Origin of the sequence: Agrobacterium sp. ST15.16.055 (assembly GCF_027956555.1) — a bacterium.
GTDB lineage: Bacteria > Pseudomonadota > Alphaproteobacteria > Rhizobiales > Rhizobiaceae > Agrobacterium > Agrobacterium salinitolerans.
Genome location: NZ_JAQKGN010000002.1, coordinates 220,001 through 243,612, shown reverse-complemented (window position 1 = coordinate 243,612; position 23,612 = coordinate 220,001). Strand labels below are relative to the sequence as shown.

21 protein-coding genes and 1 other RNA gene are annotated in these 23,612 nt (G+C 59.6%); 14 read left to right on the top strand and 8 right to left on the bottom strand.

Annotated elements, in window-relative coordinates; all coding sequences use genetic code 11:
* The first annotated feature begins 278 nt into the window (after positions 1–278).
* Both PL599_RS04430 and PL599_RS04425 read left to right on the top strand, forming a co-directional pair.
* Positions 279–1,691 (top strand): FAD-binding oxidoreductase, encoded by a 1,413-nt coding sequence (locus tag PL599_RS04430; protein ID WP_269823635.1) that lies wholly within the window; start codon positions 279–281, stop codon positions 1,689–1,691.
* Positions 1,692–1,782: 91 nt separating this feature from the next.
* Complete coding sequence (locus PL599_RS04425) at positions 1,783–5,502, top strand: AsmA family protein (RefSeq protein WP_269823634.1); 3,720 nt, start codon at positions 1,783–1,785, stop codon at positions 5,500–5,502.
* Between the two features lie 377 nt (positions 5,503–5,879).
* On the opposite strand, the gene PL599_RS04420 is transcribed toward PL599_RS04425, so the two are convergent.
* From PL599_RS04420 to ssrA, 4 genes are all read right to left on the bottom strand, one after another.
* Entirely contained in the window at positions 5,880–6,089 is a 210-nt protein-coding gene (locus PL599_RS04420; protein WP_003522362.1) for a ribbon-helix-helix domain-containing protein, read from the bottom strand.
* Between the two features lie 113 nt (positions 6,090–6,202).
* Positions 6,203–6,406: a DUF4169 family protein gene (locus PL599_RS04415; protein WP_269823633.1), complete on the bottom strand. Its 204-nt coding sequence runs from the start codon at positions 6,404–6,406 to the stop codon at positions 6,203–6,205.
* Positions 6,407–6,450: 44 nt separating this feature from the next.
* Positions 6,451–6,963 carry an SspB family protein gene (locus tag PL599_RS04410; protein WP_077981708.1) on the bottom strand — a complete coding sequence of 171 codons (513 nt, stop codon included), beginning with the start codon at positions 6,961–6,963 and terminating at the stop codon, positions 6,451–6,453.
* A gap of 229 nt (positions 6,964–7,192) precedes the next feature.
* Positions 7,193–7,567: a transfer-messenger RNA gene (gene ssrA, locus PL599_RS04405) on the bottom strand.
* 142 nt (positions 7,568–7,709) lie between these two features.
* On the opposite strand from ssrA, the gene PL599_RS04400 reads away from it, so the two are divergent.
* From PL599_RS04400 to PL599_RS04370, 7 genes are all read left to right on the top strand, one after another.
* The gene (locus PL599_RS04400; protein ID WP_003522365.1) at positions 7,710–8,018 is read left to right on the top strand and encodes a DUF2853 family protein; all 309 of its coding nucleotides are present in this window, start codon (positions 7,710–7,712) and stop codon (positions 8,016–8,018) included.
* A 99-nt stretch (positions 8,019–8,117) separates the two neighbouring features.
* A complete protein-coding gene (locus PL599_RS04395) occupies positions 8,118–8,912 on the top strand; it encodes a thymidylate synthase (RefSeq protein ID WP_077981709.1) in 795 nt (264 codons plus the stop codon).
* Positions 8,909–9,436, top strand: a complete 528-nt coding sequence (locus PL599_RS04390; protein ID WP_137410668.1) for a dihydrofolate reductase — start codon at positions 8,909–8,911, stop codon at positions 9,434–9,436. The genes PL599_RS04395 and PL599_RS04390 overlap by 4 nt, the downstream gene beginning before the upstream one ends.
* A gap of 143 nt (positions 9,437–9,579) precedes the next feature.
* The gene (gene hflK, locus PL599_RS04385; protein WP_077981711.1) at positions 9,580–10,698 is read left to right on the top strand and encodes an FtsH protease activity modulator HflK; all 1,119 of its coding nucleotides are present in this window, start codon (positions 9,580–9,582) and stop codon (positions 10,696–10,698) included.
* Between the two features lies 1 nt (position 10,699).
* On the top strand, positions 10,700–11,623 hold the full coding sequence (gene hflC / locus PL599_RS04380; protein ID WP_077981712.1) for a protease modulator HflC: 924 nt from the start codon (positions 10,700–10,702) through the stop codon (positions 11,621–11,623).
* 192 nt (positions 11,624–11,815) lie between these two features.
* Positions 11,816–13,360, top strand: coding sequence for a Do family serine endopeptidase (locus tag PL599_RS04375; protein ID WP_269823631.1), 1,545 nt, complete (start codon positions 11,816–11,818; stop codon positions 13,358–13,360).
* A 91-nt stretch (positions 13,361–13,451) separates the two neighbouring features.
* On the top strand, positions 13,452–14,201 hold the full coding sequence (locus PL599_RS04370; protein ID WP_269823630.1) for an SDR family oxidoreductase: 750 nt from the start codon (positions 13,452–13,454) through the stop codon (positions 14,199–14,201).
* A gap of 25 nt (positions 14,202–14,226) precedes the next feature.
* Here PL599_RS04370 and PL599_RS04365 read toward each other — a convergent pair whose 3' ends face one another.
* Positions 14,227–14,790 carry a GNAT family N-acetyltransferase gene (locus tag PL599_RS04365; RefSeq protein WP_269823629.1) on the bottom strand — a complete coding sequence of 188 codons (564 nt, stop codon included), beginning with the start codon at positions 14,788–14,790 and terminating at the stop codon, positions 14,227–14,229.
* The gene (gene serB / locus PL599_RS04360) at positions 14,787–15,677 is read right to left on the bottom strand and encodes a phosphoserine phosphatase SerB (RefSeq protein WP_269823628.1); all 891 of its coding nucleotides are present in this window, start codon (positions 15,675–15,677) and stop codon (positions 14,787–14,789) included. Before serB ends, PL599_RS04365 begins: the two co-directional genes overlap by 4 nt.
* Between serB and miaA the strand changes: the two genes are divergently transcribed.
* Positions 15,676–16,572 carry a tRNA (adenosine(37)-N6)-dimethylallyltransferase MiaA gene (miaA, locus tag PL599_RS04355; protein WP_269823627.1) on the top strand — a complete coding sequence of 299 codons (897 nt, stop codon included), beginning with the start codon at positions 15,676–15,678 and terminating at the stop codon, positions 16,570–16,572. The two genes, serB and miaA, sit on opposite strands and share 2 nt — an antisense overlap.
* A gap of 7 nt (positions 16,573–16,579) precedes the next feature.
* Here miaA and PL599_RS04350 read toward each other — a convergent pair whose 3' ends face one another.
* Entirely contained in the window at positions 16,580–18,589 is a 2,010-nt protein-coding gene (locus tag PL599_RS04350) for an ATP-binding protein (RefSeq protein ID WP_269823626.1), read from the bottom strand.
* A 382-nt stretch (positions 18,590–18,971) separates the two neighbouring features.
* Between PL599_RS04350 and PL599_RS04345 the strand changes: the two genes are divergently transcribed.
* From PL599_RS04345 to PL599_RS04330, 4 genes are all read left to right on the top strand, one after another.
* Positions 18,972–20,765 carry an acetolactate synthase 3 large subunit gene (locus PL599_RS04345; protein WP_077981719.1) on the top strand — a complete coding sequence of 598 codons (1,794 nt, stop codon included), beginning with the start codon at positions 18,972–18,974 and terminating at the stop codon, positions 20,763–20,765.
* Between the two features lie 19 nt (positions 20,766–20,784).
* On the top strand, positions 20,785–21,357 hold the full coding sequence (gene ilvN / locus PL599_RS04340) for an acetolactate synthase small subunit (RefSeq protein ID WP_003507555.1): 573 nt from the start codon (positions 20,785–20,787) through the stop codon (positions 21,355–21,357).
* A 243-nt stretch (positions 21,358–21,600) separates the two neighbouring features.
* The gene (locus PL599_RS04335) at positions 21,601–21,969 is read left to right on the top strand and encodes an ArsR/SmtB family transcription factor (protein ID WP_077981776.1); all 369 of its coding nucleotides are present in this window, start codon (positions 21,601–21,603) and stop codon (positions 21,967–21,969) included.
* Positions 21,962–22,495 carry an SRPBCC family protein gene (locus PL599_RS04330; RefSeq protein ID WP_269823624.1) on the top strand — a complete coding sequence of 178 codons (534 nt, stop codon included), beginning with the start codon at positions 21,962–21,964 and terminating at the stop codon, positions 22,493–22,495. The genes PL599_RS04335 and PL599_RS04330 overlap by 8 nt, the downstream gene beginning before the upstream one ends.
* Positions 22,496–22,635: 140 nt before the next feature.
* Here the strand turns inward: PL599_RS04330 and PL599_RS04325 are convergent, their stop codons facing one another.
* Complete coding sequence (locus PL599_RS04325) at positions 22,636–23,481, bottom strand: aldo/keto reductase (protein WP_269823623.1); 846 nt, start codon at positions 23,479–23,481, stop codon at positions 22,636–22,638.
* Between the last annotated feature and the right edge of the window lie 131 nt (positions 23,482–23,612).

The window sequence follows — 23,612 nt, the reverse complement described above, 5'->3', positions numbered from 1 at the left end:
TTTGAATACGACCCGTTTATAGCCGGCTCCGCATTCCGGTTGTAATTTATATGCATTTATGAGCATCAATGAAGAAATTCACGTATAAGATGTATACGAGCCGGAGCTTGCTCAGGGCTGGCAGTATGTGCATGCGGAACACCACATGAGAGCGGGTTGTTCTTACCGTTCGGCCGGCTGATCGGCTGGACAAAGCCTTAACCTTATCCCATACCACCTGACGAAATTTCGTAACGGATCGAATCCGTTACGGGCAGATGTTGCGGTGGAGACGGACGATGGCGCTGAAAGATGTGGTGGCGGGAAAACGCAACGACGAGGGCATTGCCCTGGCACTGGCGGTACTGAAACAGCAACTGGGTGACAAGCTCCAGACCGGGCAGGCGTTTCGCGAGCAGCATGGCCATACCACCACCTATCTGACCTTGCAGGCGCCTGATGGTGTCGTTTTTGCCGAGAACGCCGATGACGTGAAGGCCGTGGTGAAAGCCTGCGCGCTCTATAAGGTGCCGGTCATTCCTTTCGGTACGGGGTCGTCGCTGGAAGGGCAGGTCAATGCGCCTGATGGCGGAATATGCATCGATTTCAGCCGGATGAATCGCATCATTGAGGTAAACGCCGAAGATCTTGACGTGACGGTGGAACCGGGCGTGACGCGCGAGGACCTTAACGTCTATCTGCGTGATACCGGCCTGTTCTTTCCGATCGATCCGGGTGCCAATGCTTCTATCGGCGGCATGGCCTCGACGCGGGCGTCGGGGACCAATGCCGTGCGTTACGGCACGATGAAGGACAATGTGCTGGCCGTTACCGCCGTTGTTGCCAATGGTGAGGAAATCCGCACGGCACGGCGCGCCCGCAAGTCGTCTGCGGGTTACGATCTGACGCGGCTCTTCGTCGGTGCTGAAGGCACGCTCGGTGTCATTACCTCCGTGACTTTACGGTTGCAGGGCATTCCGGAAAAGATCGCAGGCGGGGTCTGCACCTTCGACAGCATCAAGGCGGCCTGCGACGCCGTCATCATGACGATCCAGATGGGGGTTCCGGTTGCCCGCATCGAATTGCTGGACGAGGTGCAGGTGCGCGCCTGCAACGCCTATTCCGGCCTGAACTACGCGGAAAAACCGACGCTGTTCGTGGAATTCCACGGCACCGAGGAAACGGCGGCGCTGCAATCGCAGCAGTTCGCCGAGATCGCCGCCGAATGCGGCGGCGTCGATTTCCGCTGGACGAGCGATGCGGCCGAGCGCAACAAGCTCTGGAAGGCGCGGCACGATGCTTACTGGGCTTCCCGCGCGCTTGCGCCGCAGCTCGATGGGCTGTCCACCGATGTCTGCGTGCCGATTTCGCGGCTCGCCGATTGCGTGGTAGAAACGCAGCAGGATATCAAGGAAAACGGCTTTCTGGCGCCGATCGTCGGCCATGCGGGCGACGGGAACTTCCACGTCCTCATCCTCTTTGATGGCAAGGACGCGGAAAGCGTGGCGAAAACCGAGGCCTTTGTCGCCCGCCTCAACCGCCGCGCCATCGCCATGGACGGCACCTGCACCGGAGAACACGGCATCGGCCAGGGCAAGATGAGTTTTCTGGCCGAAGAAGCGGGAAATGCACTGGATCTGATGCGTGCCATCAAAACGTCGCTCGATCCCGATAATATCTTCAATCCGGGCAAGTTGTTCCGTCTTGTCTGATCATTCTCATATTTGATTGGTACAAATGGCTGCTTGCCGTTAAGGCAAAAAAGGATAGGTTTGCAGCGTTCGCGAAGGGAGATGCAGGTCAGTGCTCGGACGTATTCTGGTTTTTCTGGGCGGACTGCTGGCCGTGGTGCTTTTTTCGGCGCTGCTTATTCCCTATTTCGTCGACTGGACGGATTTCCGCCGCGATTTCGAGGACCAGGCAAGCCGTATTCTCGGCAAGAAGGTGGTGGTCCATGGGCGCGTCGAAGCCCGTATCCTGCCTTTCCCTTCGGTAACATTGCATGATGTGCGCGCCGGAACGGATGCGGATGGATCGCCGCTCATTCAGGTGGCCCGTTTTTCCATGGATGCGGAGCTTGCGCCTTTCCTTTCCGGCGAGGCGCGTATCTTCGATATGCGGATCGAGGAACCCAAGGCCAAGATAAGGCTGTTGAAAGACGGCACGCTGGACTGGATGCGTGGCAGCCGGGCGGAAATTCCCGCCCGCACCGTGGTTCTGGAAAGCGTACAGATCGAAGGCGGGCAGATAGAATTCATCGACGAGCAATCCGGCCGCAACCGTGTCGTGACCGGCCTCAACGCCGATATGTCCGCCAATTCGCTGGCCGGGCCGTGGAAGGCGGAGGGACGCGCCGCCGTCGACGGGCATCCGGGTTCTTTCTCGCTCTCCAGCAGCGAGCCGGATTATGCCGCCGGCCGAATGGGGCTCAGGGTAAGGCTGTCACCAGACGAACATCCGGTCGAGGTCGATCTCGACGGCGCGATTGCCGCAACGGCGGGAAAACCAGCCTATAGCGGCTCTTTCTCCTTCAGTTTCCGCGAGGACGAAAAGCAGAAGCAGCAGGCCGGACAATCGCTGTTTTCCTCGCCGCGCACCCGCGGCAATTTCGAACTGACCAATGAAAGCGTGCGCATACCGAACTACCGTATGGAACTCGGCGGCAGCGAGAATCCCTATGTGGTGACCGGTGAGGCGATGCTCGATACCGGCGCCAAGCCGGAATTCCTGCTGACGGCCGATGGCCAGCAGATCGATGTCGCCCGTTTCGCGCCGCCCGTCTTGCAGACGGGCAAGACCTCACGCCAGCCCACCGTCTCGGTGCGACAGCGCATCGAGGCCTTTGCGGCCATGGTGGCCCGCATTCCGGTGCCGCCGGTGCCGGGCAAGGCCAGCATCAGCCTTCCGGCGCTGGTTTCCGATGACACAACCATTCGCGACATCAGGCTGGATGTGCGCCCGGACGGCAGCGGCTGGCAGGTTGTGAATGCCGTGGCAACCCTGCCGGGCCGGACGCAGCTCGAGGCCAAGGGATCGTTGACGCTTCTCGGCGGCCCCGCTTTCAACGGCAATCTGCTGCTTGCCTCCAACCAGCCTTCGGGTCTGGCGAACTGGCTTTCCGGTTCCGTCGATCCGGCGATCCGCCAGCTCAATGCCGCCGGCTTTTCCGCCGATGTCTCGCTGACCACGCTCAACCAGCGTTTCGACAATCTGGAGCTTGCAGTTGGCGATGCGTCGCTGAGGGGCGCGCTGGAGCGGCGCTCCGACGGCAAGACCTCCAATCTTTCCATTGATCTTGCCGGCAACGAAATCGATCTCGATGCGCTGAAGGCGCTCGGCAGTCTGGCGCTTGGCGACCAGGTTGGCAGTTCCGTTCTCGACCACCGCATTACCGCGAAATTCAAGGCTGACCGGTTCAACATGGCTGGTGTGACCGCCAATCATGTCGAGACCGCCTTCACCATGGCGGGGGGCGTTCTCTCGCTGGAAAACATGACGGCCGGAGACATCGCCGGTGCGGAGGTCAGGGCAAAGGGCGAGCTGCAGGGCTCGCTGCTGAAATATGCGGGCAAGGGCACGGTGAACCTGCATGCGGCGGATATGCAGCCGTTCTTCACCATGCTGCAGCAGAAATTGCCGAACCATCCATTCCTCAGCCGTCTGGCGGCGAGCGCGCCTTGGTACGCAAATTCCGATCTCTCAATGGATGTTTCGGTCAATAGCGAAAAAGGCGGCGCCAATGTCGCCGTTTCCGGCACCGTCAATGGCAGCCGGCTGTCGGCTGTGGCCAAGATGCCGGATTTCCTGTCGATCACCGATGATACCGCCATGTCGCTGGAAGCGGTTCTGAAGAACCAGTCGACGGCTATCCTGTTCGGGCAGGCGGGGCTCGATCCGCTGCCCTTCGATGCGGATGGCGAGGGCCTTCTATCCATCAAGCTAAACGGTACGCTCGGCTCGCCCGCCCAGACGGAACTGCGCTTCTCGACGGAGCGCACGCATTTTTCGATGAACGGTTCATTTGCCGTTTCGTCCGCCAATTTCGGTGAGGGCAGCGCCGACGTGGCGCTCGAAAGCGCTGACATCGAGCCCTATCTCATCATGAACGCCGTCGGTCTGCCGCAGCTTGGTGGCGGCTTGGCGTTGAAGGCAAATGCCAAAGTGGCGGTGGATGGGCAAAAGATCGTGCTTTCCTCCATAGGCGGGCAGGCAGGCGGAAATCCGTTCTCGGGCAACCTCTCTTTCCAGCGCGCCGCGCCCTATCCCGTCACCGGCGATCTTGCGGTCAGAACGGCCGATCTCGCCTGGCTGGGTGACGCGATCTATGGGCCGGTGATCGATCCGGAAACCGGGGCGCTCAACGCCAAACCGCTGGCCATGGCCGCTTTCCCGCAGCTCAAGGCTTCGCTTGCCTTGAAAGCGGAAAGCTTCGAGGCCGGCCCTTTCGGCACGATCACGGGTGTTTCGGCCAAGGTAACGCATGATGCGGGCAGCCTCTCGCTCGACGATGTTGCCGGCACCTTCATGGGCGGCAAGCTGACCGGGCGGCTCGCGATGTCGACGGGTGAGGGTGCGGGCATTTTCCGCACGAAGATCGCGGTGACCGACGCCAATCCGGAGCCGATCCTGTGGGCCAATGCCAACGGTCCTGTTGCGACAGGCCGGGTTTCTATTGATCTCACAGCCGAATCGACCGGCAAAAGCGTTGGTGAAATGCTGAGATCGGCGGGTGGCTCGGGTGAAATCAGGGCCAGCGGGCTCGTGGTGAAGGGGCTTAATCCCGGAGCCTTGCCGCCGATCCTGCAGGCGGCCGATGGTTTGCAGCAGCCGATCGACGCGCCCAAGGTGCGGCCGCTGGTGGACCAAAACCTGTGGCAGGGTGAAATCGGGCTTGGCGATGTGGCCTTGCCGTTCTCGCTGAATGGCGGCGCGCTTCATTTCAAGAATTTGCGTGCGGGGATCGATCCGGTAACGCTGACGGCCGATGCGACCGTCGATCTTGCGGCTTCGACCGTGAACGGCGACCTCGATCTCCTGTTCAATCCCGGCACAGAAACGGTTGCGGGGGCCGAGCCTTCGGTGCGCTTGAATTATAACGGTCCGCTTGCAGCCCCTGCTTTGACGACCGATGTTGCGGCGCTCAGCAATTATCTTTCTCTCCGGGCTTTCGAAAAGGAGCGCCGCCGGGTGGAGGCCATGCAGGCCAGCGTTCTCGAAAAGCAGCGCCTGCGCCGCGAAGTGGCGCTTTATCGCTCTCAGGCGGCCGAGCGGCAGGCCGAGAAAGAACGGGCCGAGGCGGAGGCCAGGGCCAAGGCCGAAGAAGAGGCACGTTTGAAGGCTGCGGCCGAAGAACGTCTGCGTCAGGAAAAGGAGCAGCAGGAGCGGTTACAACAGCAACAGCAGCAACAGGAACAGGAGCCACAGCCGACGCCCGAGCGGCAATCCGCGCCGGTTCTGGTGGTACCTCCGACGGAAAACGCGATCCGGCAACTGGCGCCTGAAAACGCTCCCGCCACGCCGTAAGCTTGTGGGCAGGGGAAGGGGAAGGGGAAGGGGAAGGCTATCTGCCTTCACATTGAGAAAGTGGGGAAACCGATCCCGGAACGTTGCATTATCCTCGAGCATGAGTCGAGAATTTCACGGCAAACTCGCTCCCTTACCGCGGGAACCCGGGAAGACTTCGTGGTGGATGAGAAAGGTCTGGAAAAACGGTATTTGAATGCAAGGCTACGCAATACGGGAAATGCCTTGCAGCGCACACTAGGCCGCCAATGTTTAATGAATGCTTTCACGGCGTTACGAGTTTTTGGCAGTAATTTTTGTAGTCCCGGGGGACAAATCCGGATAGAGGCATCCACAGGTCGTGATCGATTGCGTGTCTTTACTCACGCCGGAAAACCTCAGCGGGTTTTCAGCCAGTTCAGCACATAAACCCGCAGTGACGAGGACAAATTGCTGTCGGCGGAGCGGTTGTCGTCTATTTCGGCGAGCAGCGCCGCGAAACTGATCTTGCGTCTTTCCGCAATGGTTTTCAGCTCGTCCCAGAAGGCGTCCTCGAGTGAAATGCTGGTGCGGTGACCGTGCAACGTCGCGGAGTGCTTGCGGATCATCAGATCGGTCTCCGGTGAAACCGGTTGGAGGTCTCAATCATGTCTCCCCGGCAAGTCCCTGTTTTTCGATTCTTGTCCGATAGTCCCGAAATCCGCGACGGTCGGCCGACCTGTCAGTCTTTGCCGGTCCCGTCATCGTTTTTTTCGAGCCGCCCCTGATCGAGCGCCCTTTCGGCCTTTTCGTTCAGGGCCGAGGTGAGATTTTTTTCGGTCTTGGTGCGGCCGAAGGACAGGCGGTTCTGTTCCGCCTGCTTTTCTTTTTCGCTACGGGCTTTCTGTTTCCGAAACTGTCGCAGATTGACGATATCGGCCGTCATGGGGATATGTCTCCTCGGGTTTCGTAAGCTCGGCGTAAAAGCCGTTATTGCTTTTTGCGGAAGGCATCCAGCGAAACGACCGAGCCTTCCTTCTTTTCCTCGCCGGATTTGGGCGTCTCGGAAGCGGCAGCGGGCTTTGCTTCATGGGAAACGGGATAAGCGGTGATCTCCGCGTCTTCGATTTCCGCCTCTTCGGCCAGAGGCACGTCAAATTCTAGCTCGAAATTGACGGAAGGATCGTAGAAACCGCGAATGGCGTTATAGGGAACGACCAGTTTTTCCGGCGTATCCGAGAAGGACAGGCCGATTTCGAAGCCGGTTTCGGTGACTTTCAGGTCCCAGAACTGATGCTGGATAACGATAGTCATCTGCTCGGCATATTTCGCCTTGAGGTGCTGGGAAATCCGCACGCCCGGCGCACCGGTCAGAAAGGTGATGAAGAAGTGGTGGTCGCCGGGCAGACGGCCGGTTGCGGCCACTTCACCCAAAACCTTACGAATAACGCCGCGAAGGGCATCCTGTGCGAGAATGTCGTAACGGATATGATCCTGCCCCATGCGGTCCTGTCTTTCCCTTATTCGAACGTCTTTTCATGTGCGGCGCGGCCTGCGCGCCAAGGACGCTGTAACACTTTGAATCTTCGCGTAATCATTGAGTCGGGACCATTTCCGATCCTGACGCTTACGCGTTGCCCAAGTATACGCAATGTCCCGAACGGCAGCAACGGAAAAGCCGACGCCGTTCGCAAGTCAGCTATCATATAACCAATTCAGGCAAAATGGAGAAGGTGGAGGTTTCTGTTGCCAGGTACCTCCGAACCCCGCCTTACGGGGCTAACCGTAAGGACTTTAGAGCGGAATTCCCGCACCGCCATTAGGCAGCGAGAGCATATTCCTTAGCGTTGTTGTCGTTTGCAACTACACTTGTGACCCGATAACGGCGGTATCATGCCGAGCAAAAGTTCGATCTTTACGCCCTTGTCGATCCTATTTCGCCCCCATCAAAAGCCGGCCTTCATTTCATGAAAGTCCGCCGGTTTTTGGTGGAGGCGCCGGGTACCGCCCCCGGGTCCAATAGGTTTATTACACCGACCGTTTATCGCCATAGCCGGGTTGCCCCGGCAAGGCTCATATAGGCGTTTCGACCGCCTGAGAAAAGGGGGGTGATGACAATTCCATGAAAAGGTTTCGTGATTGCCGCCCGCACTTTAGACAATTCTTGACGACGAGAGATTGCTGTCCCATTCTCCATGCAACCGGTCAGCAGAAGCAACGTGGCGCCGGGGACACACGAAGGAGTGGACATGACTGACTATCTCGCAGATGTGAAGAAATACGACGCAGCAGCCGACGAAGCCGTGGTCGGCAAGATCGTCAAGCATCTCGGCATTGCCCTGCGCAATCGGGATTCCTCGCTGGTGTCCGCTTCCGATCCGGAAGAGCTTGCACGGGTGAAGGCGAGCTGGTGCGGCAAGAAGCTCGGCGTGACCGACGGTACGGCCGATCAGGCAATCGATGCTGTCGCCAAGGCCATGGCTGCGGACCGCTCCAAGTCGCGCGTGACCTTTTATTATCTGGTCGCCAAGGAACTCGGGAAACTGCAATCCCTCTGATTTTTCGTGAAAGGCGGGGATAAGCGTTTCCCCGATGATTGGTTCTGCCGCCCTGTGCTATTATATTCCCTCGATATCAGGGAATCGGCGGCAGAACGCATGAAACAATATCTCGATCTTCTCCGGCACGTCATGGAAACGGGCTCCGACCGTGGAGACCGCACCGGCACGGGCACGCGCTCGGTGTTCGGTTACCAGATGCGTTTTGACCTTGCGCAAGGTTTTCCGGTTCTCACCACCAAGAAACTGCATCTGCGCTCCATCATCCATGAACTGCTGTGGTTCCTGAAGGGCGACACCAATATCGCCTATCTCAAGGAAAACGGCGTTTCCATCTGGGATGAATGGGCTGACGAAAACGGCGATCTCGGTCCGGTCTATGGCGCGCAGTGGCGCTCCTGGCCGGCGCCTGACGGGCGCCATATCGACCAGATCGCGCTTCTGATCGAGGCTCTGAAAACCAATCCGAACTCCCGCCGTCACATCGTTTCGGCCTGGAACCCGGCGTTGGTGGACGACATGGCGCTGCCGCCCTGCCATTGCCTGTTCCAGTTCTATGTTTCCGATGGAAAGCTGTCCTGCCAGCTTTATCAGCGTTCGGCCGACATTTTCCTCGGCGTGCCGTTCAACATCGCGTCCTATGCGCTGCTGACGCTGATGGTGGCGCAGGTCACCGGCCTGAAGCCGGGCGATTTCGTCCATACGCTCGGCGATGCGCATATCTATGCCAATCATTTCGAACAGGCGAGGCTGCAGATGACGCGTACGCCCAAGGCGTTGCCGACGATGCGACTCAATCCGGATGTGAAGGACCTTTTCGCCTTTAAGTTCGAGGACTTTACGCTGGAAAACTACGAGGCCGATTCAAGCATCAAGGCGCCGATCGCGGTATGAGCGAGCCGCGCGTCACCATCATCGTCGCGGTATCCGAAAACGGCGTCATTGGCCGCGACCTCGACATGCCGTGGAAACTCTCCACCGACCTCAAGCGCTTCAAGGCGACGACGATGGGCAAGCCGCTCATCATGGGGCGCAAGACGTTTTTATCCGTCGGCGAGCGTCCATTGCCGGGCCGCCCGCATATCATCGTCAGCCGCAATGCCGATTACCGACCACAAGGTGTCGATGTCGTCTCGTCGCTGGATGAGGCCGTCAGGCTTGCAAAGACGAAGGCTTCGGAACTGGGCGTGGACGAGGTTTTTGTCGCCGGCGGCGGTGAGATTTACCGTCAGGCCATGCCCTTTGCCGATCAACTTTCCGTCACCCATGTGGCGGTAAAACTCGATGGCGACACTTTTTTTCCGGAAATCGATCCCGCCGTTTTTGAGAAAACCGAGGAAATCCCCGCTCCTGCGGGGGAAAAGGACAATTATCCGGTTCTGTTTACCACTTATGTGCGAAGAGCCGCGGCAAAGTGAACTATTTACCCGGATCGGGTATTTAGTTACCACCTCTGCGTTGAAACGGACGCTTCTCCTTCCTATAACGGGTCCATATTCCCGCCGCACGCGAGCAATCGCTTTCGAACGGAACCGGGAGAGGCTTTTATAAAGAGGTATTGATGCCCTGGAGCAATCAGAATGGCGGCGGCGGCCCTTGGGGCGGCGGCGGTGGAGGAAACAACCAGGGCGGCGGCGGCGGCCCTTGGGGGCAGGGGCCTAACCGGCCTCGCGGCGGCGGCGGCGGCAATGGCGGCCCGCCCGATCTCGAAGAGATCATCCGGCGCAGCCAAGACCGTTTCAAGAATGTGTTGCCCGGCGGCTTCAACGGCGGCGCAATCGCCATTGTGGTTCTCGTCGTGCTGGTTTTTCTCGGCATCCAGTCCATCTATACCGTCCAGCCGGATGAGCGCGGTGTGGAACTGCGTTTCGGACGTCCCAAGGACGAAATCTCGATGCCCGGCCTGCATTTCCATCTGTGGCCGATCGAGACGGTGGAAATCGTCAAGGTCACGGAACAGCAGCAGAATATCGGCTCGCGCGCCTCGTCGTCTTCGTCAAGCGGCGTGATGCTGACGGGCGACCAGAACATCGTCAACGTGCAGTTCTCGGTGCTCTATACGGTTTCAGATCCGAAATCCTATCTCTTCAACGTCGACAGCCCGGCCGAAACGCTGCAGCAGGTTTCCGAGAGCGCCATGCGCGAAGTCGTCGGTCGTCGTCCGGCACAGGACATTTTCCGCGACAACCGCCAGGCAATCGCTTCTGACGTGCGCAGCATCATCCAGTCCACCATGGACGGTTATGGTGCCGGCATCTCCATCAATGCCGTGGCCATTGAAGATGCGGCGCCGCCGCGCGAAGTGGCCGATGCCTTCGACGAAGTGCAGCGTGCCGAACAGGACGAAGACCGTTTCGTTCAGGAAGCCAACCAATACGCCAACCAGAAGCTCGGTGCTGCCCGCGGTCAGGCCGCGCAGATCCTCGAAGAGGCGAACGCTTACAAATCGCGTGTCGTCAACGAGGCACAGGGTGAGGCGCAGCGCTTCATTTCCATCTATGACCAGTATCGCACGGCGCCTGACGTGACCCGTCAGCGTATGTTCCTGGAAACGATGGAGCAGGTTCTGAAGGGCTCCAACAAGATCATCATCGACGAGAAACAGGGCGTGGTGCCTTATCTGCCTCTGAACGAGATCATGCGCAACAATCCGGGCGCTGCACAGCAGGGAGGCAACTGATATGGGTAACCGTCTTACCGCCGTTCTTGTCGGTCTCGCCGTCCTGCTTTTCCTCGGTTATTCGTCGATCTTCGTGGTCAACGAGCGCCAGCAGGCCATCGTCGTCCGCTTCGGTCAAATCCAGGACGTGAAAACGTCACCTGGCCTGTATTTCAAGCTGCCCTTCGCCTTCATGGATGCCGACCGGGTGCAATATGTCGAGAACCGGGCGCTGCGCTTCGATCACGACAATATCCGTGTTCAGGTTTCCGGCGGCAAATTCTACGAGGTTGACGCCTTTGTGGTCTATCGCATCACGGATGCACGCCGCTTCCGGCAGACGGTCTCGGGTGACCAGATGTCTGCGGAATCGCGCCTGCGCACCCGTCTCGATGCGTCGCTGCGCCGGGTCTACGGTCTGCGCGGCTTCGAATCGGCGCTTTCGGATGCGCGTGCGTCGATGATGCAGGAAGTGCGTGACGATCTGCGTCCCGATGCGGAATCGCTCGGCATCAGCATCGTCGATGTCCGCATCCGTCGCACGGACCTCACGCAGGAAGTCTCGCAGCAGACCTTCGAGCGCATGAAATCGGAACGTTTGGCTGAAGCCGAGCTGATCCGTGCCCGCGGTAACGAAGAAGCACAGCGCCGCCGTGCCATCGCCGACCGTCAGGTCGTCGAATTCGAGTCGGACGCCCGCCGTCAGTCCGAAGTGCTGCGCGGTGAAGGCGATGCCGAACGCAACAAGGTGTTCGGCGAGGCTTTCCAGCGCGATCCTAGCTTCTTCGAGTTCTATCGCTCCATGTCTGCCTACGCCAATGCGTTGAACGGCACCGGCACGACGCTGGTCCTGTCCCCGGATTCGACCTTCTTCCGTTATTTCAACAATATCGACGGTGCGGCACCTGCCGCTCCCGCCGCGCCTGCGCCAGCGCCGGCGAACTGATAACGGATCAGCTGATTTTGGAGGGGCCGGTTTTTACCGGCCCTTTCTTTTTGGTCCGTTTTCGTGCCAATGCTGTGGCTAAGGGCAAGGCGTTCCCGCCTGTTCACGAAAAGGTATTTTTACACTTCATCATTCCGCCTTATGCTTTGACGATATATGCAGGGCAAGACTATTTGAAACGCGAGGACGCTTATGGCCGTGACCCTTCTTTCGCCTTTTCGCAGCAGCATCTCCGCCGTTGCGGGCATCGCGCTTGTGGCGGGCAGCCTTTCGGCGCCGGTTGCGGCAAGAGCGCAGAGCCACGGGCCGGAATCGGTGGCCGATCTCGCCGAGCCGCTGCTCGATGCGGTTGTGAATATTTCCACATCGCAGAACGTCAAGACCACGGGCAAAGGCCCGGTTCCGCCGCGTCTGCCGGAGGGCTCGCCCTTCCAGGAATTCTTCAAGGACTATTTCGACAGCCAGAAGCCCGAGGGCGGCGAAAAGGTCAGTTCGCTCGGTTCCGGTTTCGTGATCGACCCGGCCGGTTATGTCGTCACCAACAACCACGTCATCGAGGGTGCCGACGCCATCGAGGTGATTTTCCCGAATGGTGCGAAACTCAAGGCGACGCTTGTTGGCACAGACACCAAGACCGATCTTTCGGTCCTGAAGGTGGAGCCGAAAGCGCCGTTGAAGGCGGTCAAGTTCGGCGATTCGCGCAGCATGCGTATCGGCGACTGGGTGATGGCCGTCGGCAACCCCTTCGGCCTCGGTGGTTCGCTGACCGTGGGCGTCATTTCCGCACGCGGCCGCAACATCAATGCCGGCCCCTATGACAATTTCATCCAGACGGATGCGGCCATCAACAAGGGCAATTCCGGCGGTCCGCTTTTCAACATGAAGGGCGAGGTCATCGGCATCAATACGGCGATCATTTCACCGAGTGGTGGTTCGATCGGTATCGGTTTTGCCGTGCCGACGGAGCTTGCGCAGAATATCGTGCAGCAGCTCATCGAATTCGGCGAGACCCGCCGCGGCTGGCTCGGCGTTCGCGTTCAGCCGGTCACTGATGATGTGGCCGCGAGCCTTGGCATGGATAGCGCCAAGGGTGCGCTTATTTCAGGCGTAGCCAAGGGCGGACCGGTGGAGAACGGCCCAATCCAGGCTGGCGATGTTGTCCTGAAATTCGACGGCAAGGACATCAATGAGATGCGTGATCTCCTGCGCATCGTGGCAGAAAGCCCGGTTGGCAAGGAAGTCGATGTTGTTGTCTATCGCGACGGCAAGGAAGAGACCGTGAAGGTCAAGCTTGGTCAATTGCAGGATACGACCGACGACAAGGCCTCGACCGACGAGCAGCAGAGCGAAGACGGCGATGGTGGCATGGTTGTGCCCGAAGACAATGACGGTGGCGACGATCAGGCACAGGACCAGACGCCGGAAGTGCGTGAAGCGCCGCAGAGCGTGCTCGGCATGAACCTCGTGGTGCTGAGCAACGAGTTGCGTACCGAAAAGGGCATTGCCGAAAGCGTGGAAGGCGTGCTGGTGGCCAGCGTCGATCCCGGTTCCCCGGCCGAACAGAAGGGCATGAAGGCCGGCGATGTGATCGTTGAAGTCGGTCAGGATTTCATGGAAGTTCCGGGCGATGTGCTGGTCCGTGTCAACGGGCTAAAATCCGAAGGCCGCAAAAATGCGCATATGATGGTGGCGGATGCGCAGGGCAATCTGCGTGTCGTGGCGCTGCCGCTGGAATAAGCCGCTTTTTCACCCGCTCCGGCAGGAATCGGGTGGCTGCAACCTCGTCATCTCCCTATCCCTTGGCCTCCATTCAACGGAGGCCAAGGATATGAAACTACTCGACAATAAAGTTGCCATCATCATCGGCGCGTCATCCGGCATCGGTCGCGCGACGGCGACGCTGTTTGCCGCTCACGGCGCTGCCGTCGTCATCAATGCGCGTGGCGAGAAGGCGCTGGAGGAGGTTGCTGGCGAGATCAGTGGAGCCGGTGGCCGTGTACACGCAGTTGCCGGTGACGCCGGTGTTGCGGAAACCCATGCGCGGCTGACGGATGCGGCTACAAGCGTGTTCGGCGGGGTCGATATCGCCGTCAACAATGCGGGCGGCGTTGGTGCGGCGAAGCCGATGGCGGAGATTTCGCCTGACGAATGGGCCTATGTCCTCAACGTCAACCTGACGTCCGCCTTTCTGGGGGCGCGCTATCAGATTCCCGCGATGTTGCAGCGAGGCGGCGGATCCATCGTCTTCACCTCAAGCTTCGTCGGCACTAGCGTCGGCATCCCCGGCATGTCCGCCTATGGCGCTGCGAAGGCGGGTCTGATGGGTCTGGTGAAAGGCATTACCGCCGATTATGCCGTGAGCGGCATTCGCGCCAATGCGCTGTTGCCCGGCGGTGTCGACACGCCCATGGCCGGTGATCAGGCGCAAAAGGACTGGGCCGCCGGGCTGCATGCGATGAAGCGCATTGCCGAGCCGGAGGAAATCGCGCAGGCCGCTCTTTTCCTCGCAAGCCCTATGGCAAGCTTCGTCGCCGGAGCGGCGCTGTTTGCCGATGGCGGCAATGCGGCGGTGAAGTGACCTTCGGAACTGGCGGGTAGGCGTCCTATCGCGCCCGCCATTCCTCCAGCGTCAGCGCATAGGTGACGTGCGGCCGCAGATGCGGATGCGTTTCTTCCGGCACGCGCGGATGGTCGAAATCGCGCGATGGGTCGCGCTTCAGGCCAATGCGCTCCATCACTGCCGTCGAACGGTGATTATCGTGGACGGCAAAGGAGACGATTTCCGGCGTCTCCTTTTCATCGAATGCCATGACGAGCAGCGACTGCGCGGCTTCAGTGACATAACCGTGCCCCCAGAAGCGGGTGGCAAGCCGCCAGCCGATTTCCATGGTGCCGAGCGGGAAGGGCGGATCGAGGCTCATGACAGGAGATATGCCGCAGAACCCCATCACTTCACCGGTTTCGCGCAGTTCCATCGCATAAAAACCATAGCCGCTGCCGCGGATCATGCCGTTGATGGTTTCCAGCACCGCGTCGGCTTCCGCATGGCTGCGGCGGAAGGGGAAAAATTCCATGACCTTTTCATCCGCATTGATTTCGCGGAACAGGTCGCGGTCGCTCTCCTTCCACTCGCGCAGAATGAGCCTTTGTGTCTCACGAATGATCATGGAATGACAAAATCCGTCTTGCGATAGCCCTGGATGTAGAGGAGCGCTGTCAGGTCGCCATGGTCGATGCGCATCTGCGCTTCGGCGGCGACGGCGGGCTTGGCGTGCAGGGCAACGCCTGAACCCGCCACATGCAGCATGCCGAGATCATTGGCGCCATCACCGACCGCCATCGCCTCTTCCGGTGAGATTCCAAGCTTTGCGGCAATGTCGTTCAGCGCATCCACCTTGGCCTGTTTGCCGAGAATGGGTTCGGCAACAGTGCCATCAAGCTCGCCATTGGCTTCGCCCAGCAGATTGGCGCGGTTCTCGTCAAAACCGAGCATGGCGGCGACGCGACCGGTGAAAACGGAGAAGCCGCCGGAAACGAGGGCGGTATAATAACCTTTCGCCTTCATGGTGGCGATCAATTCCCTGCCACCCGGTGTGAGGGTAATGCGCTTTTCGATGACATCATCGATGACGGAGACCGGCAGACCCTTCAGCAGCGCCACGCGCTCACGCAGAGCCGGCTCAAAAGCGATCTCGCCGTTCATGGCGCGGGCGGTGATGGCGGAGACCTTGTCCTTCAGACCGACTTCGGACGCCAGTTCGTCGATGCATTCCTGGCCGATCATGGTCGAATCCATGTCGGCGATCAAAAGCTTCTTGCGCCGCTGATCCTGTTCCTGGATGGCGATATCGATCGGTTTTCCGGCAAGCGCGGCGGCAAGAGCGCTGCGTGCCTGTTCGGCGGCGGTGCCGGAGGGCAGGGCGATATCGCAGGCAATGCCATCGGCTAGCCAGTAGAGGCCCGATGCGTTGACGGCCTTCGCGGCCGCTTCGCCGAGGGCCGGTGTCAGAACGGGATTTGACGGATTGGCGATAAGCGTGGCAACGAGAGCCATGATGAAAAACCTTGATGAGAATTTTGATGCGATCCTGATAACCGGCCCGACGGCAAGCGGCAAGTCCGCGCTTGCGCTTCGTTTGGCGCGGGAGCGGGACGGCGTTGTCATCAATGCCGACAGCATGCAGGTTTACGACACGTTGCGGGTGCTGACGGCTCGACCGTCCGAAGAGGAGATGGAGGGCATACCGCATCTTCTCTACGGCCACGTGCCAGCGAGCTGCCTCTACTCAACCGGCGAATGGCTGCGGGAGATTTCCTGCCTGCTTGCAGATTTACGCGAACAGGGGCGTTTGCCCGTCATCGTCGGCGGTACGGGGCTTTATTTCAAGGCGCTGACGGGTGGGCTTTCCGACATGCCCGCCATTCCCGATGACATCCGCGATGGCTTGCGTGCCCGGCTGATCGGGGAGGGGGCGGCTGCGCTCCATGCCGAACTCGCACGGCACGATCCGGCCATGGCGGATTTGCTGCAGCCGGGAGACGGCCAGCGTATCGTCCGAGCGCTGGAGGTTATCAAGGCGACCGGAAAGTCGATCCGGGATTTTCAACGCGCCAGCGGCCCGATGATCGTCGATCCCGACCGGGCGCAGAAATTCGTCGTTCTGCCGGAGAGGCCGGTGCTGCATGAGCGCATCAACCGCCGTTTCGAGGCGATGATGGACAGCGGTGCGGTGGAGGAGGTGCAGGCGCTTCTCGCGCTTGATCTTGCACCGGATGCAACGGCGATGAAGGCGATCGGCGTTTCTCAGATAGCCGATATGCTGGCGGGACGCATGAGCCAGGCGGAGGTGATCGAAAAATCGGCGGCCGCGACCCGGCAATATGCCAAACGGCAGATGACCTGGTTCCGTAACCAGATGGGCGACGACTGGACGCGAATCCAGCCCTGAAACGGGCCTAGTCCTTGCGGTAGAGGCTGCCGAGCGGCTTCTTCAACAAGCTTTCGCGCAGCGAAGGGCGCGTCTCGCCGGGCGACGGGCCATTCTGGGCCTGCATTTGGAAACCGGTCTTGCGCAACTCGTTGACTGCGCCGGAAGTGGGGTCCGTCGAAGCGTTGGAGGGTGGCGCAGACAGCGCGCGCCCGGGCAGCATGTCCGGGCGATAGGGCTCATACCCCTCAGCTGCGGGCGTTCCCAGTTCACGCTTCCAGCTGTCGATCTCGTCCGTCGCCCGGCTTGGCGAGGCCGGTTCGGGGAGATCGGAGAAAGCCGCTTCGACGCTTTGCTGGAAACCGGTGATGACGGGTTTCGGCGTGGCGCGCATGCGGGTGACGATATTGTTCAGATCGACCGTGTCAGGGGTTTCATGGTTCGTATGGTTGATGGTGCCGCTCGCTTTCGGCAATTTCGCGGTGGCCACGCGGTCGAAACGCATGCGCATCGGCACATTGACGGCCTCGCCGAAGGCGATGGCCTCGCCATTGCCGATGGAAGACAGAAAGCTGGTGGTCGAGGTCGATGCGTTCGGCACGGCGGAGAGAATGATCTTCTGGTCGATCTCGTTCGACAGCCGCATGGCGAACACGGTCGAGCATTGTGACAGGATGGTCTGGTCCAGCTCGCTTGGCCGCTGGCTGATGACGCCGAGCGAAATGCCGTATTTGCGGCCTTCCTTGGCGATCTGGGCGATGGATTGCCGGGTAGGGAAAAAGCCGCGCTCGGGGTCGGCGGGCACATAACGGTGCGCTTCCTCGCAGACGACAAGCATATGTAGCGAGCCGCGCGCCAGCACCGCCAGTTCGAAGGACATGCGGCAGAGGACGGAGACCACCGAATTCACCACTTCGGAGGGGATGCCGGAAAGCTGGAATACTGAAATCGGCTTGCCTTCCCCGGGAATACGGAAAATATGCGCCACCGTCTCCAGAATGGTGTCGCTGATCGTATTGCTGGAGAACATGAAATTATAGCGTGTGTCGTTGATGGCCGAGAGGATACGGCCTTTCAGAGAGCGCAGCGCGGGTTTTTCGCTGCGCCCTTCCAGTCGACCGATACGCTCGTCGATGAGGGCGAGAAGATCGGCGATGCGGTAGGGCACCGGCGTATCCGGTGTGATCGCGCTCTTGTCAGATGTGCGGCGCACGGCGGAACCCTCGGTGCCGCGAAACGCTTTTTTCGCTTCCGGAACGAGGTCGCGAAGGACATCCATTTCTTCCGGCATAGGTTTACGTCCGCGGAAAATCACTTCCGCAAATTCTTCAAGGCGCATCAGCCAGAAGGGAAGGTCCAGCGTGTCGGTATCGATGACGACGGCATGATCGGGAAAAGCGGCCGCGAATTCATTATGCGGATCGAGAATGAGGACGCGTAGTTTCGGGTCGGTCTCGATTGCCTTGTTCAGAAGCAGCGAAACGGCGGTGGTCTTGCCCACGCCCGTCGATCCGACGACGGCGAAATGTTTGGCGAGCATCTGCGGAATGCTAATGGTGGCGTTGATCGTATCGTCCTGAGTCAGCCTGCCGATGACGCAGCCATCACGCTTGCCGCTGTCGTAAATCTTGGCAAGATCGCTGGTGCGGATGCGATGCGCCACCGCGCCGAGATAAGGGTAACGGGAGATGCCGGTGGAAAAGCGCTCGCTGCCGTCCTCGGTGCGATAGACCTCGCCCACCAGCTCAACGTCGATCAGCAGCCTGTTCGGCCTGTCCGCCGCCCAGTATTCTTCACCGGTGCGCATGGCAAAGACGAGGGCCGCGACACGGCTCGTTCCCATTTCGATGGATATCAGGCGGCCGACAGACCAGAGCTGCGACGCATCGGTGGTGCCCGGTTCGGTTTCGGCCGCAATTGTGGCCTGCGCACCGTTGCAGGCGATGACGCGGCCGAGCATGCGGTTTGCCGGCTGCTCGCCGGATCGCCGTTCGTTTTCGTCCATGCGGGACGCGTTATGAGACGTGTCGTTATTCACATTTTTTCCCGGTACATGCGGATGATCGCGTTGGTTCGGGCAGCATCTGCGCTCTCGAGACTAAAAGATTATGCTTAACAACAGGTGTATTGGCCGCGTTCGAAAATTTCGCCAAAGTCCGCTTTCGGGCAATAAAAGAAGGCGGCGGTGATTTTTTCCTGCAATATGCGTTGACGGCTGGGGCGTTTGTGGCTAACACTCCGGCCCATGAAAAATCTTAACGTACTTATCGTGGTGGGACGGCGCATGGGCAGGATGGTGTAACCATCCGGCGAAAGCACCCATGCGCTGAACGAGGCTCCTCTAGGGGCCTTTTTTTATGTCTTCAAACAGGCCCTCGGGCTCCTCGATATCCAAAGCCAAAGCGGGATGGAAACAGGCAATGACGGATAAGGACAATACGGAAAACAGCAATCGCATGACCGGTGCGGAGATCGTTCTGCAGGCGCTGAAGGATAACGGCGTCGAGCACATCTTCGGTTATCCCGGCGGTGCCGTTCTTCCGATTTATGACGAGATTTTCCAGCAGGAAGACATTCAGCACATTCTCGTGCGTCATGAGCAGGGTGCCGGCCACGCGGCCGAAGGGTATGCCCGCTCCACCGGCAAGGTCGGCGTCATGCTGGTCACCTCCGGCCCTGGCGCGACGAATGCGGTCACCCCGCTGCAGGATGCGCTGATGGATTCCATCCCGCTCGTCTGCCTGTCCGGCCAGGTTCCCACCACGCTCATAGGCTCGGACGCGTTCCAGGAATGCGATACCGTCGGCATCACGCGCCCCTGCACCAAGCACAACTGGCTGGTCAAGGACGTCAACGAGCTGGCCGGCATCATCCATGAGGCTTTCCGCATTGCGCAGACTGGCCGCCCGGGTCCTGTCGTTGTCGATATTCCGAAGGACATCCAGTTCGCCACCGGCACCTATACGCCGCCTTCCGCCGCCGTTCAGCAGAAGAGCTACAAGCCGAAGGTTCAGGGCGACCTCAACGCCATCCATGCCGCCATCGAGTTGATGTCCAAGGCAAAGAAGCCGGTTTTCTATACCGGCGGTGGCGTCATCAATTCCGGTCCGGAGGCAACCCGCCTGCTGCGCGAACTGGTCGAGCTGACCGGTTTCCCGATCACGTCGACGCTGATGGGCCTCGGCGCCTATCCGGCGTCCGGCAAGAACTGGCTCGGCATGCTGGGCATGCACGGTTCCTACGAAGCCAATATGACGATGCATGATTGCGATGTCATGGTCTGCATCGGCGCGCGTTTCGACGACCGTATTACCGGACGCATCAATGCGTTTTCGCCGAATTCCAAGAAGATCCATATCGATATCGATCCGTCTTCGATCAACAAGACCGTTCGTGTCGATGTGCCTGTTATCGGCGATGTCGGCCATGTCCTGGAAGATATGGTGCGCCTGTGGCGTGCTCTGCCGAAGAAGCCGGAGAAGACGCAGACCGCAGAGTGGTGGTCACAGATCGAGCGCTGGCGTGCCCGCAACTCCTTCGCCTATAAGAATTCCAACGATGTCATCATGCCGCAATATGCCTTGCAGCGGCTTTACGAAGCGTCGAAGGGTCGCGACACCTACATCACGACAGAAGTTGGCCAGCACCAGATGTGGGCCGCGCAGTTCTTCGGCTTCGAGGAGCCGAACCACTGGATGACTTCGGGCGGCCTCGGCACGATGGGTTATGGCTTGCCGGCGGCCATCGGCGTGCAGGTCGCGCATCCCGAAGCATTGGTCATCGACATTGCCGGTGACGCCTCGATCCAGATGTGCATTCAGGAAATGTCCTGCGCCATCCAGTATGGTCTGCCGGTGAAGATCTTCATTCTCAACAACCAGTATATGGGCATGGTGCGGCAATGGCAGCAGCTGCTGCACGGCAACCGCCTGTCCAACTCCTATACCGAAGCCATGCCTGACTTCGTCAAGCTGGCGGAAGCCTATGGCGCGGTTGGCATGTATTGCGACGATCCGAAGGAACTGGACGACAAGATTGCCGAGATGATTGCGGTCAACAAGCCTGTCATCTTCGATTGCCGCGTCGCCAATCTTGCCAATTGCTTCCCGATGATCCCGTCTGGTAAAGCCCATAACGAGATGCTGTTGCCGGATGAGGCGACGGATGAAGCCGTTGCCAACGCCATTGATGCCAAGGGCCGTCAGCTAGTCTGAGCCGGGAGAGGAAAAGGACATGAACGCACACCTACAACCCACCGGCTCGGCCTATTTCATCCAGAAGGAAACGGCCGCCGTCGAAAATCACACGCTGTCGGTTCTCGTCAGCAACGAGCCGGGCGTCCTCGCCCGGGTCATCGGCCTGTTTTCAGGCCGCGGCTACAATATCGAAAGCCTGACGGTTTCGGAAACGGAACATGAGGCGCATCTGTCGCGCATCACCATCGTCACGCGCGGCACGCCCATCGTGCTGGAGCAGATCAAGGCGCAGCTGGAACGCATCGTTCCGGTGCACCGGGTTCTGGATCTCACCGTTCGCGCCCGCGAACTCGGGCAGGAGCGGCCGATCGAGCGCGAAGTGGCGCTCATCAAGGTCGCCGGAACGGGCGAAGTCCGCGCCGAAGCGCTGCGCCTTGCCGATGCGTTTCAGGCCAAGGTGGTGGATGCGACGGTGGAGCATTTCATCTTCGAGATCACCGGCAAGTCTTCGAAGATCGATCAGTTCGTGGCCATCATCAAGCCGCTCGGCCTGATCGAGATTTGCCGCACGGGTATTGCCGCGATGAACCGCGGTTCGCAGGGGATGTGAGCGACGCAAGCTTGCGACAGGCTTCTCGCTAAACCGACGTCATCCTCGGGCTTGACCCGAGGATCCATGCCTTCAACGGCTGTGGATCCTCGCCTCAAGGGCGAGGATGACGGATGAGAGATATTTAACCTTTGTCAGCAGTCTGACCCGCGGTTTGCCGCGGGTTTTTTATGGAATTCGCTTCGCGGATTGATATTCAACCATATGGTTGACTTTCTCGGCTAAGACGCTATATTCAACAACATGGTTGAATTATCCGCTTCACATCTCGACACTGTCTTTCACGCCCTTGGCGACGCAACGCGACGCACGATGTTGCGCGATCTTTCGCGTGGCGAGCGAACGGTGAGCCAGTTGGCTCAGCCGTTCGAGATATCGCTCGCTGCGGCTTCAAAGCACATCAAGGCGCTGGAAAATGCGGGTCTCATCCGCCGCGAGGTTAGGGGGCGCATCCATGTCTGCCGCCTTGCGCCGGAACGGCTGGAAGAAGCGTATGAATGGCTGGATTTCTACCGGCAGTTCTGGGGCAGCCGCCTCGATATTCTTGAGCAGATGCTCAGGGAGGAAGATCAGGGAAAAATCCCTGCAGATGGAGGAAATGACAATGGCTGATATTGCAATGCCTGAAACCTATGGCCGTCTCGTCGAGCCGACCACCTTAAAGATCGAACGGCTGCTACCGGGGCCGATCGAGCGGGTATGGGCCTATCTGACACAAAGCGAGCTTCGCCGCCGCTGGCTGGCTTCCGGTGAAATGCGGCTTGCGCCAGATGCGCCGTTCGAACTCGTCTGGCGTAACGATGAGCTTTCCGACCCGCCGGGCCATCGCCCGGAAGGCTTTTCCGAAGAGGAAAAGATGGCGTCCCGCATCATTACCGTCGTTCCACCGCATCGCCTTGTCTTCAGTTGGGGCGAGGGCGGAGAGGTGTCAATCGAGCTTCAGGCTCTGGGCAAGGATGTGCTTCTGACGCTTACTCATCGCCGGCTGGTTGGCAGGAAGACCAAGCTCGATGTCAGCGCCGGCTGGCATGTGCATCTCGATATTCTCGCCGCCCGTCTTCAGGAAAAGGAACCGGCACCTTTCTGGGATGCGTGGCTGGCGTTGAAAGAGGAATACGAACCCCGCATACCGTCATAAAGCCCCGGGTACTATTTGACCGACGGCGCGGCTTGCCGCGCCGTTATTGCGGTTTCGAAAGCTGGCGGTTCCCGGTTCTCACATTCCGATTCAACCGCTTCAGAGCCTGATTCCGAAATGCCTGCTAAGGCCCTGTTGCGTCACAGCATTTCCAGCGCCGTCTTGCGCGTCGGCGGCGGGAAGGCGGCGTCGAGGGCGGTCCAGTCTTCCTCGGTTATTTCAAGATCGGTGGCGCCGCGATTTTCCGTGATACGGGACACGCTGGCGGATTTGGGAATGGCAATGACACCGTCCCTGTCCAAAAGAAAGGCCAGAGCCAGTTGCGCCGGTGTCGCCTGATAGGCCTTGGCGATGCGGATGAGTTCGTGGTTCTTCAGGATACGACCCTGCTCGATGGGGGAATAGGCCATTAGCGGCACGCCGTGCTGCTGGCACCAGGGCAGAAGGGAAAATTCCGGCCCGCGCCGGGAGAGGTTGTAGAGCACCTGATTGGCGGCGCAGTTTTTGCCCTCGGGAACCGCGAAAAGCTCTTCCATGTCGTCGGTATCAAAATTGGAGACGCCCCAGTTACCGATCTTGCCGTCGCTCTTCAGCCTTTCGAACGCTGCCACGGTTTCGCCAAGCGGATGCTCGCCACGCCAGTGCAGCAGGTAGAGGTCGATGTGATCGGTGCCGAGCCTTGTGAGGCTGCGCTCGCAGGCTTCCGCAGTGCCTCTGGCGCTGGCATTCCACGGATAGATCTTGGTGACGAGAAAGACCTCGTCGCGGCGGCCGGCGATTGCCGTCCCGACCACTTCTTCCGACCGGCCGTCCGCATACATTTCCGCGGTGTCGATCAGCGTCATGCCGAGATCGATCGCCTTGCGGATGCTTTTAACCTCGTCGTCTGCCGATGACCTCGTCTCGCCCATGTTCCAGGTGCCGAGGCCGAGGGCTGGAACCTCTTTTCCAGAGGGCAGGGTGACGGAAGGAATATCCTCATGCATGGTTTTGCTCCAGCGGTTGCCAATTGGACAATAGTCCTTTGTTTCAACTTCTCAAACCCATGGTGGAAGTGATTGATCCATCAAAAAATTTGACCTCGCCCATCGACGCGTCGGGATGGTTTGACGGCAGG

Coding starts and splice junctions, on each gene's coding strand:
- PL599_RS04430 (WP_269823635.1), top strand. CDS start 279: ATGGCGCTGAAAGATGTGGTGGCGGGAAAACGCAACGACGAGGGCATT.
- PL599_RS04420 (WP_003522362.1), bottom strand. CDS start 6,089: ATGATCCGCAAGCACTCCGCGACGTTGCACGGTCACCGCACCAGCATT.
- PL599_RS04415 (WP_269823633.1), bottom strand. CDS start 6,406: ATGACGGCCGATATCGTCAATCTGCGACAGTTTCGGAAACAGAAAGCC.
- PL599_RS04410 (WP_077981708.1), bottom strand. CDS start 6,963: ATGGGGCAGGATCATATCCGTTACGACATTCTCGCACAGGATGCCCTT.
- PL599_RS04400 (WP_003522365.1), top strand. CDS start 7,710: ATGACTGACTATCTCGCAGATGTGAAGAAATACGACGCAGCAGCCGAC.
- PL599_RS04395 (WP_077981709.1), top strand. CDS start 8,118: ATGAAACAATATCTCGATCTTCTCCGGCACGTCATGGAAACGGGCTCC.
- PL599_RS04390 (WP_137410668.1), top strand. CDS start 8,909: ATGAGCGAGCCGCGCGTCACCATCATCGTCGCGGTATCCGAAAACGGC.
- hflK (WP_077981711.1), top strand. CDS start 9,580: ATGCCCTGGAGCAATCAGAATGGCGGCGGCGGCCCTTGGGGCGGCGGC.
- hflC (WP_077981712.1), top strand. CDS start 10,700: ATGGGTAACCGTCTTACCGCCGTTCTTGTCGGTCTCGCCGTCCTGCTT.
- PL599_RS04375 (WP_269823631.1), top strand. CDS start 11,816: ATGGCCGTGACCCTTCTTTCGCCTTTTCGCAGCAGCATCTCCGCCGTT.
- PL599_RS04370 (WP_269823630.1), top strand. CDS start 13,452: ATGAAACTACTCGACAATAAAGTTGCCATCATCATCGGCGCGTCATCC.
- PL599_RS04365 (WP_269823629.1), bottom strand. CDS start 14,790: ATGATCATTCGTGAGACACAAAGGCTCATTCTGCGCGAGTGGAAGGAG.
- miaA (WP_269823627.1), top strand. CDS start 15,676: ATGATGAAAAACCTTGATGAGAATTTTGATGCGATCCTGATAACCGGC.
- serB (WP_269823628.1), bottom strand. CDS start 15,677: ATGGCTCTCGTTGCCACGCTTATCGCCAATCCGTCAAATCCCGTTCTG.
- PL599_RS04345 (WP_077981719.1), top strand. CDS start 18,972: ATGACGGATAAGGACAATACGGAAAACAGCAATCGCATGACCGGTGCG.
- ilvN (WP_003507555.1), top strand. CDS start 20,785: ATGAACGCACACCTACAACCCACCGGCTCGGCCTATTTCATCCAGAAG.
- PL599_RS04335 (WP_077981776.1), top strand. CDS start 21,601: ATGGTTGAATTATCCGCTTCACATCTCGACACTGTCTTTCACGCCCTT.
- PL599_RS04330 (WP_269823624.1), top strand. CDS start 21,962: ATGGCTGATATTGCAATGCCTGAAACCTATGGCCGTCTCGTCGAGCCG.
- PL599_RS04325 (WP_269823623.1), bottom strand. CDS start 23,481: ATGCATGAGGATATTCCTTCCGTCACCCTGCCCTCTGGAAAAGAGGTT.